The organism is Bartonella sp. AP21QHHD (assembly GCF_042196205.1).
GTDB lineage: Bacteria > Pseudomonadota > Alphaproteobacteria > Rhizobiales > Rhizobiaceae > Bartonella.
Window position 1 is genome coordinate 1 of sequence record NZ_JBHIPT010000048.1, and the last position, 7,527, is coordinate 7,527.

General features: G+C 41.1%; 9 protein-coding genes and 1 pseudogene. 2 read left to right on the forward strand and 8 right to left on the reverse strand.

Annotated elements, in window-relative coordinates:
* The 4 genes and pseudogenes from ACFIMC_RS03305 to ACFIMC_RS03320 all read right to left on the reverse strand — a co-directional run.
* A partial coding sequence (locus ACFIMC_RS03305; protein ID WP_375680783.1) for a phage portal protein occupies positions 1-1,286 on the reverse strand: 1,286 nt, incomplete at its 3' end.
* Positions 1,286-1,534 carry a phage head-tail joining protein gene (locus ACFIMC_RS03310; RefSeq protein WP_375612364.1) on the reverse strand — a complete coding sequence of 83 codons (249 nt, stop codon included), beginning with the start codon at positions 1,532-1,534 and terminating at the stop codon, positions 1,286-1,288. The genes ACFIMC_RS03310 and ACFIMC_RS03305, both read right to left, overlap by 1 nt.
* A gap of 3 nt (positions 1,535-1,537) precedes the next feature.
* A pseudogene (locus ACFIMC_RS03315) lies at positions 1,538-3,484 on the reverse strand (phage terminase large subunit family protein).
* The gene (locus ACFIMC_RS03320) at positions 3,474-4,043 is read right to left on the reverse strand and encodes a hypothetical protein (protein ID WP_375680784.1); all 570 of its coding nucleotides are present in this window, start codon (positions 4,041-4,043) and stop codon (positions 3,474-3,476) included. Before ACFIMC_RS03320 ends, ACFIMC_RS03315 begins: the two are co-directional and overlap by 11 nt.
* A gap of 84 nt (positions 4,044-4,127) precedes the next feature.
* Between ACFIMC_RS03320 and ACFIMC_RS03325 the strand changes: the two genes are divergently transcribed.
* Together ACFIMC_RS03325 and ACFIMC_RS03330 are read left to right on the forward strand one after the other, a co-directional pair.
* A complete protein-coding gene (locus tag ACFIMC_RS03325) occupies positions 4,128-4,394 on the forward strand; it encodes a BrnT family toxin (RefSeq protein WP_375613975.1) in 267 nt (88 codons plus the stop codon).
* Positions 4,372-4,677 (forward strand): BrnA antitoxin family protein, encoded by a 306-nt coding sequence (locus ACFIMC_RS03330; protein ID WP_006589112.1) that lies wholly within the window; start codon positions 4,372-4,374, stop codon positions 4,675-4,677. The genes ACFIMC_RS03325 and ACFIMC_RS03330 overlap by 23 nt, the downstream gene beginning before the upstream one ends.
* Positions 4,678-4,728: 51 nt before the next feature.
* On the opposite strand, the gene ACFIMC_RS03335 is transcribed toward ACFIMC_RS03330, so the two are convergent.
* From ACFIMC_RS03335 to ACFIMC_RS03350, 4 genes are all read right to left on the reverse strand, one after another.
* Complete coding sequence (locus ACFIMC_RS03335; RefSeq protein ID WP_375635123.1) at positions 4,729-5,007, reverse strand: hypothetical protein; 279 nt, start codon at positions 5,005-5,007, stop codon at positions 4,729-4,731.
* A complete protein-coding gene (locus tag ACFIMC_RS03340) occupies positions 5,004-5,738 on the reverse strand; it encodes an antA/AntB antirepressor family protein (RefSeq protein WP_375680785.1) in 735 nt (244 codons plus the stop codon). Before ACFIMC_RS03340 ends, ACFIMC_RS03335 begins: the two co-directional genes overlap by 4 nt.
* A gap of 253 nt (positions 5,739-5,991) precedes the next feature.
* A complete protein-coding gene (locus ACFIMC_RS03345) occupies positions 5,992-6,567 on the reverse strand; it encodes an antA/AntB antirepressor family protein (RefSeq protein WP_375680786.1) in 576 nt (191 codons plus the stop codon).
* A 567-nt stretch (positions 6,568-7,134) separates the two neighbouring features.
* The coding region (locus ACFIMC_RS03350) for a hypothetical protein (protein ID WP_375680787.1) at positions 7,135-7,527 on the reverse strand (393 nt) is incomplete at its 5' end.

Here is a 7,527-nt window from a genome sequence, read left to right on the forward strand (position 1 = left end):
TCCTTGTTTGGATCAATCATTTCAAGCGGGGGTGCAAAGCTTTCACATTGAAGCCATGGCAAGGAATTTTCTTCCCACCCTGGCAAATTGACGCATCCAGCAAGCACTGCCATTTCAACAAAACGCTCCCAAACAATGCGGTTAAACTGAAAGGCAATAATATGTTCACGCCATTGTTTGACGTGCCGTCTAAACTGAATGATGGAGGTGCGTACATTTGAAAAATTCCCCCGCGTAACGTCTCCAGTCACAACGGCATAAGGCATATTAAGTGCTGCACAAATTTTCAAGATATTGCGAAATTGAAAAGCCTCATAAGAGCCACCAACCTCAACAGGATTTGAGAATGTAACTTCTTTATTCTCTCCTAAATAAAGAGATGCACCGGGCGCAATGACAGGTGCTTTGTATTCTTCTTCAACGTTGTTTTTATCACGATTATCGGATAATTTTTCGACGTTTGGTGAATTGTCCTTGACAAACGCCGCGAAAAGAGCCGCCGTCCTTTTTCTATCGAGTTCTGCGTCGTCATAGGATTCGAGTTGAAAGATCTTTGTCATAGCGCGCGTTATTTTGGGAGAACCGCGCAATTGTCCGGCAATACGGCGCTCTTTGATATGAATGACCATTTCAGCAGGGACACGCACGCGCTCTTGGCTCTCAAATGCCATATTTGCAGGGACATCATCATAGGGGTGATGTTCCCAGAAATGATAAGCAACGCGCTTGCCACTGGCATTAAATTCAATCCCCATACGAATGTAATTGCCTTCAATATCAGCCGGTCCATTGTAAGTAAGGTCTAACATTTCGGTGGGATAAACTTGTAATTGAAGCGGCACACCAGAGCGCCCGTAGAGGTCAACATAATGTAGTCTTACAAAACATTCACCAGTTAGAAAGACTTCTCGTGCAATGGTTGCTTGAAGTCCATAAAAATTGGCATCTTCATCATAGTCCGCCTCATCAACCCATTGCCACCATAAGTCTAAAAGCTTTTTCTTTTCTTCTTGAAAACCTTCAATACGAGGATAAGGTTTAATCCCATCACTAACAGCCGCAGAGACCCATTCTTCCGTTGCAGACCCATAAAGAGATTCATTATCATAAAGCCATCTTGAACGAGCAACAATGGTATCACCACATTCTTCAATCGCTTTATTGATATGTTTTTTTGCGGGGTCAAAACCACCCATACGGCGGCTTTTACTTGCAGCTTCAAAAGGCGGATTGTGTTGACGAGAAATTGTAAAAAAGCCTGTGAGTTTATTGAAAAAACCAGCCATTAATAGCCTCGTGATATATTAAAATAGAAAACGCGTGAACGCTTGCGCCCTTCAAGGTTGGCTATTTGTATGTTCAGCATCTCAAGCGCTCTGCGAAGTTCCTCAACAGAACGATTGCTGACTTGCTTATCGCCGTGACGCACTGATTGCGCACCCGAATAAAGAGCCTCTTCAATTTGTTCACGCCGCCTTTTTAAACTTTCCAGTCTGTCAATTTTGCTGTTAATTGGTTCTAAAGTTTCACCCACAAATTACCTCCAATCCCCTCGCATATAAGGATTCATCACTGTTCTGGATTGTTTCCTTTGAGGTTTTGCTATCTGAGATCTTCTTGGAGAAGTGAATGAAGAAATCCCAGATGTTGGTTGCTCTACAGAACCTTCAATTTTAAGTTTTTCCAAACGCTCTTCTAAGATATCAACTTCTCGATTAAGGTTTATTCCCGCCGAAATCAGACCTTGTAAAGCAGCATAAGCATAGACCCTACAGTCCAAGGCTTCGTTTCTTGCCTTTTCACTTTTTTGCCATTCAATACGCTTGAAGCCTTTAAAATATTTGATGACTTTTCTTTCAGCGGTTAGCTGGTCAAAATATTCCTAGTCAAGGCTTTTGTGAAAGTGTGTTGCACCAGCCCCTGATGCTTCAGGTCCCGATTTTTTAAACCGTGCCGTGATAATATCTTTTGCCGCGTCAACACCAACAATATAGAGATTAATCTGTCCTTTATTGTTTTTGCTTGGTCGGCGTGGCCATACCGCACGCCATCCCGCTTGCCCCTTAATCCCCCAGATACGCCGCCCTTCACGCGGGCGTACATAATTATAAACTGCCTGTGTATGTCCACCACCGGTATCAATACAAGCAGCTGTTATCCTAATCCCCTCTTTATAGCCTGGATGTGGCCAGCGCTTTGCAAGATATTCATCCAATTGGTCCCATACTTCAAAAGAAGAGGGATCACCAAGGATCACTTGATAATCAATATGCCAACTTTCTTCACTACGCCCCCATCCCACCACTTCAAGTTCCAAGCGGTCATTTTGCACATCAATGCCTGCTGTCAACACGACGGATTGTTCTGGTGCAAGGGGATAATCTTCGCGTTTTGCATAGAGGCTATCAGGATCAACAACTTCGCCTGTTTTGTCCTCCCATGGCTCTCCAAGCACTGTGTTAATAAAAACTTGCAAAAGAGCAGGGTCTTCTTTGGCTCTTAAAAATTCGCGCGCACAATCGCCCCAAGTCAGCCATGGCGAATAAAGCGCTGAAATATGGTAAGAACGCAGACGAGGCTTACTTGACTCCTGTGTTGCGATCCAGCAAGCACCGTTTTCTTCTGCCATTAAGGTGGACTTACGATGTTCGGCATGTTCATGACCACAATGGGCACAAACAAACACAGCTTTTTCGGGGGCGCCTTTTTGCCACTTGATTTGTGACCAAACAATCGGCTGTAGTGTACCACATGCATCACAAGGCACGTTGTAATATCGCTGGTCTCCTAGTACAAAATCCTTGGCAATACGGCTTGTGTCACGGTGTGTCGGCGTGGACAATTTAAAGATCTTTCGTTGAATAAAAGCAGAGGTTCGTTTTTCAGCAATTGTTACAGGATCGCCTTCATTATCGACATTCAATGGGTAAGCATCGACTTCATCCAAAACCAAATAGCGAATAGGAGAAGAACGCAATCCAGCAGCACTATTTGCTCCTGTAATCATCAATGTTCCCCCATAAAATTCCTTTGAAAACATGGTATTACCACTGTCTCTTGCACGAGCAGGAGCAATGCGTTCACTTAAAGCAGGGCTAGCTGAAATCATCGGATCAAGACGAGACTTTGACAGTTTCTTAGCGGTCTCAACTGTCGGCATCACATAAAGGGCAGGTCCTGGACTATGATGAATGGCATAACCACAAAAGTTCAATGCTGCTTCCGACATTCCAATCTGAGCCCCCTTCATCACAACCGTTGTTTCAGTCGGATCATAAACAGAAAGATTATCCATGATCTCTCGTAAATAGGGGGTACGTATAGTCCTCCATAATCCAGGCTCAGCACTCGTAACTGTGCTCAAATAACGATTTTTATCAGCCCACTGGGAAACAGTATAAGGCGGGTCAGGACGGCGTCCTTCATTCGCATAGCAAAAAAAGAGCCCAGCACCAGAGGACGAGGGCGAAGCATCACTTATCATGTTCTGGATTCTCTTCTAAAGTGTTGGGATCGTGAAAAGAAACAGGGACGACATTTTCCACTAAAGCTTTGCGCATATGATGATCGATAGCTCCAATAAGGCTCGCAGCATCACATCCCACTTGCGCTGCAATTTCAGTACCAAAGCGATAGGCAAAATTGAGCATTGTATCTCGATGCGCTCTTCCAAAGTTCCATGCTTCTTTTCTCACTTCTTCACGATCAACAGTGGTTTCGCGTAACTTTTCCAGAGCAATTTTTTCTTTTGCTAGCGCAACTTGCATTCGCTCCAGTTTTATCTTGTATTCATTGGCTCCATCTGTGGAGGCTTGTTTGATCTTTGTCCGTACCTTTCCATCAGGCGCTAAAAATGGGGGTGGGCGCTTTGTTGGATTCTCATTCCAGATGGCTGTTGCAAGGGCTTCATTGACAGAACCATCTTCAAAAAGAGCCGCATCAAATTTACCTGTCTTTATCCGAGAAACCACCGCATTATGTGAAACACCCATCTTCTTCGCAAACGCACGAACCGATAGACCCTTACGCGTTTTCTTATTCATAGTTGCTCCATTTTTAATGGTATATACGAATTGTTGTACACTTTAATTATTGACAAGGTTTTATTTTTCGTGTACATAAAATATATGAAGATAGTGTGGGATGAACCAAAAAGAGCTTTAAACATTGTTAAACATAAGCTTGATTTTGCTGATGTTATTTACTTTGACTGGGAACATGCTCTTATTGATGCAACACATTCAAACCGCATGAAGGCTATTGGACATTTTGCGGATGGCACAACAGTTATTGTTTTTGCAAAGCTTGGCAATGAAGCGATATCCATTATCAGTTTTCGTCAAGCGAATAAAAAAGAAAGAGAGGTTTTCAATGACTATCAAAAAAACCTTTGAAACAGGATGTGGCTATACAAAAGAAGATTGGGACGCTGTGGATTCCCCACCACTAACAGATGAAGAACTTGCACGCTTAAAGCCAGCTAAAGACGTTTTACCAGCCTCTTTTTTTAAGTATGTAACAGAAGAGCGCCGTAAACGTGGGCGTCCACCCGTTGAATCTCCTAAACAAGCGGTTACTCTCCGTCTCGACCCAAATGTTATTGCCTCTTTTAAAAAACAAGGAAAAGATTGGCGAACACGTATGGGTGAAGTCTTAAAAAAAGCAAGTGGCAGCTAAACCAACCACCTCCCCATTGTTGATAACGGGGAGGGGAGTTCTGTTTTTAACTTAAGCAACCTTTTTAATGGGGCTTTCTAAATCTGGTTCGTAAGCTTTCAAAAAAGGATTCATAGCCATGGGAAACTCTGAAGCTCCGAAATCTGTAAGAACTGCCAGAATCTTTGTAAAATTGGGCACCTCATCTTGAAGTTTGAAAATCAAAGCTTTTTCTACCAAACTCATGATGTTAATCAGAGCTGTACACTCTTTTTCATTAATATTTTCATCATTAGAAAACTGATATAAAGCTATCCACAAATCGCACAAAAAATCGACACTGCTATTCATTGCACACCTCCAAAGATTTGTTCTCTCAAACATGCCAATCCTCTGGAGGTGATTTTTGTTGAAGGCAGCACCTTTTCTGTACCATCTGGTCTTTGAATAGTGATAGCGGGACAATCCATGAATCCTTTCTTGATCTTATCCTGATAAGGTAACAATGGCGCCCTTGGAGCCCGTCGATAAACCCAATCATGTTGTCGCAAGTAATCGGTTAAGTCCTTTGGTCGTACCTCTAACATCTTTGCTGCTTCTATCAAACCGAACAACCCATCAGAACGTTTTAAGCCTTCCAAAGCCTCTGCTTTTGGAGTTAATTCGGCAATAACATGATCTTTCTGCTCTATTTGATTTTGTAAGTGATTCAAGACACCAAGCAATGCTTCGGGTTTAGAGTAGTCAACTTGTGGTGTCACTACTTGTTTCAAAAGCCGTTCACATTTGATAAAGTATTGACGTGCTTCATGCCCTTTATCATTACGCTCTATCATCGAAAGATGTTTAGCCATGTCTAACGTAATGTAATATTCTATGCTTGGGCGCCCACCTTTTTCTAAATTTTTAGAAAAACCTATAAAGTCTATATTTTCTCGAAAGTTACATTCTTTAATACGATTTTTAATCCAGTCTGCAAACTTTGATGTAATCTCCAAAAACGCATGCAAATCACGCGCGTTAACAGTTTGAACAGTTTCCTGATCAATAACCTGTTCTGATATTTCTATAAGTGTGTTCATAATGAACTCCTTGTAGTTAGACGTTTTTCATTGACACTCTAAAAGAGTGCCGGGCGCTGAAAAACACGGCTACAAGTCCGTCGTCACACTTTTCCCGTTAGGGTATTGTATAGTGTAACCACACCCGACGAGGTTATTATATGCATGTAGCACATAATGAGTCAAAGTCTTTAAATGTCCAGAAGATTGATTATTTCGGCAATCAATCCGCTTGTAGTTTGTAAGGTGTTTTTCAAGCACCTGATTCGATTATTCACATTGTCGCCACAATGTCAAGTGGCAATGTAATGTTTTTATAAAAGTAATCGGTTAAGTCCTTTGGTCTTACTTCAAGCATCTTTGCTGCTTCTATCAAACCGAACAAACCATCAGAACGCTTTAAACCATCAAGTGCTTTTGCTTTTGGTGCTAATTCGGCAATAACATGATCTTTCTGCTCAATTTGACTTTGTAAGTGATTCAAGACACCAAGCAATGCTTCGGGTTTAGAGTAGTCAACTTGTGGTGTCACTACTTGTTTCAAAAGCCGTTCACATTTGATAAAGTATTGACGTGCTTCATGCCCTTTATCATTACGCTCTATCATCGAAAGATGTTTAGCCATGTCTAAGGTAATGTGGTATTCTTTTATTTTTCCACCGTTTACTAAATTTTTAGTAAGCGTTATAAAGTTTATATTTTCCTGAAACTTACATTCTTTAATGCGATTTTTAATCCAATCATTAAAGCGGGCTTTTATCTCTAAAAACGCATGTAAATCACGCGCATTAACAGTTTGAACAGTTTCTTGATCAATAACCTGTTCTGATATTTCTATAAGATTGTTCATTATGAACTCCTATTGGTTAGATGTTTGTTAATGACGCTCTAAATAGAGTGCCGGGTGCTAACAAACACGGCCAATAGTCCGTCGTCACACTTTCCCCGTTAGGGTATTGTATAGTGTAACCACACCCGACAACATTATTATATGCACGTAGCATACAATGAGTCAAAGTCTTTAATGTGCGGAGAAAAGATTGTATCGGCAATCTATCCGCTATTGGTTTAAGGTGTTCGTTAGGCACCTGATTCGACAATAGATATAATGATACTGTCTTGTCAAGTGATAAAAAACTTTTTCTAAAAAATAATCCACTATTGTACAGTGTGTATATGAGGACACATTAAATTTGTTATTTATCAATGAGTTAAGTGTACAATGTACAGTCAATTTGAAAATTCTATCGCTAGCGATAGTTCGCGCTCGTCCGCCCCGCAACAGACCCAACCCGCTGGGAAGTACCTTTTGCATTGATTTTATTGTATTTTTTCTGGAAAAAACCAAAGCGCAAATGATAATCTGCTTTAAAAATTACAATTAAAGTGAGTAGCGTGTTGACATAGCTTAAGAACATTATTTAGCTTTCTTATTGGCGGCATATTCTTGACGAGCAAGTTGGTACTGTATGTTGGCAATTAATCTTTCATTGGCTTTTTTTACAATAGTACTTGCAATCTCTGGCTTGGACATCACCCCAGCAATGGAGGGTCCTTTTTGTTTTGCAATGGGGAATTGATCTCCATCGGCTCTTTGAAACACATTCCCATTCAGCTTTTTTAATTCAACGCGCTTTGGAAAACTCCCACCTTTGATAAAAGCATGGGGTAAGATTTCTTTCTTTCCAAACAGTGTGTAAGTTACGCCGCGTTTTGTTTCTCTTGCTTGAAAAAATTTAAGAGGTATTGGTGTTCCAGAACCAATGATATCTGTCTCAAGAAACCTTGCTGTCGCCTTTTCTTTAATATA